Raw genomic sequence first — 1,503 nt, 5'->3', positions numbered from 1 at the left:
CCATAGGCATACATGTAACCGAGCAGGTAAGTCGCCAGCGGGTCGCCGCGTTCGGCCAGGGCTTCGAGTTCCTCGACCGGATGCTCGGCCAGCACCTGCACCGCCAGCACCGTCTCGTCGGTCGTCGCCAGCCGTTCGGGATCGATTTCGAGCGGCTTCAACTCGCCCAGCCCGCGATCGGTCGAGGCACCGCCGCCCGCCTGGCTTGCGCTCCGCCTGCTGCCCGGCGCAACCACCCGGTCGGCGAGGAAGAAATCGGGGTCGAGCGAATTGTAGGTATAGGGCGCCTGGGGCGGGGTGAAGCGCCGCGTCCGGTCATAGACGCCCTTGCGAATCGCGTTGAAAACATGGGTCAGTTCGACCCGCGGGATAGTGATGTTGCGGGCAACCTCGTGGGCGAAGGGGCTGTAGTTGCGGTCGGGCGGGACGCCGTCCTTCGCCGGCACCCCGCGCGCCGTGGAATAGAGCACCGCGACCTTGGCCCCGGGCGGGAAATCGTAATCCGACATCACATGCGCCTTGAGCCCGGTCTCGATCTCGCTTGCGGTGACCGTGACCGATGGCCCGTCATTGCGGCAGGCATCGAGCATGAACACCGTGGTCCCGGCGTTGCTCACGGCGTTGGCCGCGGTCTCGAAATCGATGAAGCGATAGGGCAGCTGGCTGGCGGTGACTTCGACCGGTGCGTCGGTCGGCACCAGGTAATTGCGGCGGTCGAATTCGAAGCCGTGCCCGGCATAGTAGAACAGCGCGACGTCCGCGCCCGAAGCGACGCGCGAGAAAGTGCCGATCGCCGCTTGCATCGCGGCCCAATTGGCGTCCGACACCAGCTGGACCTTGAAGCCGATCTTCTCGAGCGCCTGCTTGACCAGCGCGACATCGTTTTCGGGATTGCCGAGCGAGGGCCAGTTGAGGCTCCGCCCGGGCTCGGCCTCATAGGCGCTGTTGCCGATCAGCAATGCGACCTTTTCCGAGGCCTCCGCCGTGGCATCGAACAGTGCCTGGATTTCCTGCTCTTCATCGCTCACCGGGCGGGAGATATAGAGATACCAGCCGAGATTGGTCGCGGCGAGGAGCACGGCGAAGACGAGCGGAACGGCCAGGCGCTTGAGCCTGTCCGTCGCGCCTAAAGGTCCGCTGCCTGCTTCCACCAATCCAGAACTCCCGCCAATCCGGGCAGGTTAGCGCAGTGCAGGCAACGCTGGCAAAGGAATTGGGTCAGGCGGGGGGAGCGAAGCCCTCGACCAGCACCATGTCGCCTTCGGAATTGTCGGTCCGGTGGTGCCTGATCGCCTGGTATTCGGGCGAGTTGTACCAGCCCAGCGCGGCTTCCTTGGACGGGAATTTGAGCACCACGGTGGTCCGGGGCGGCGAGCCTTCGAGCGTCTCGCTGGCATTGTCGACCGCCACGAACTCGACCTCGTGTCCGGCAAAGGTCGGCCTCACGGCTGCGCCATAGGCGGCGAAACCTTCGGGGTTGGTGACGTTGTACTTGGCGATAAT

2 protein-coding genes are annotated in these 1,503 nt (G+C 65.1%); both read right to left on the bottom strand.

Annotated features, from left to right (window positions below):
• Positions 1-1,151, bottom strand: a 1,151-nt coding sequence (locus AC16XC_RS02940) for a caspase family protein (RefSeq protein WP_484033144.1), incomplete at its 3' end; no start/stop codon positions are given.
• Between the two features lie 67 nt (positions 1,152-1,218).
• Positions 1,219-1,503, bottom strand: a 285-nt coding sequence (locus tag AC16XC_RS02935) for a DUF1330 domain-containing protein (protein ID WP_484033143.1), incomplete at its 5' end; no start/stop codon positions are given.

The sequence above is a fragment of the Candidatus Andeanibacterium sp. genome (genome assembly GCF_057143545.1).
This window is presented reverse-complemented; position numbering and strand designations above follow the sequence as displayed.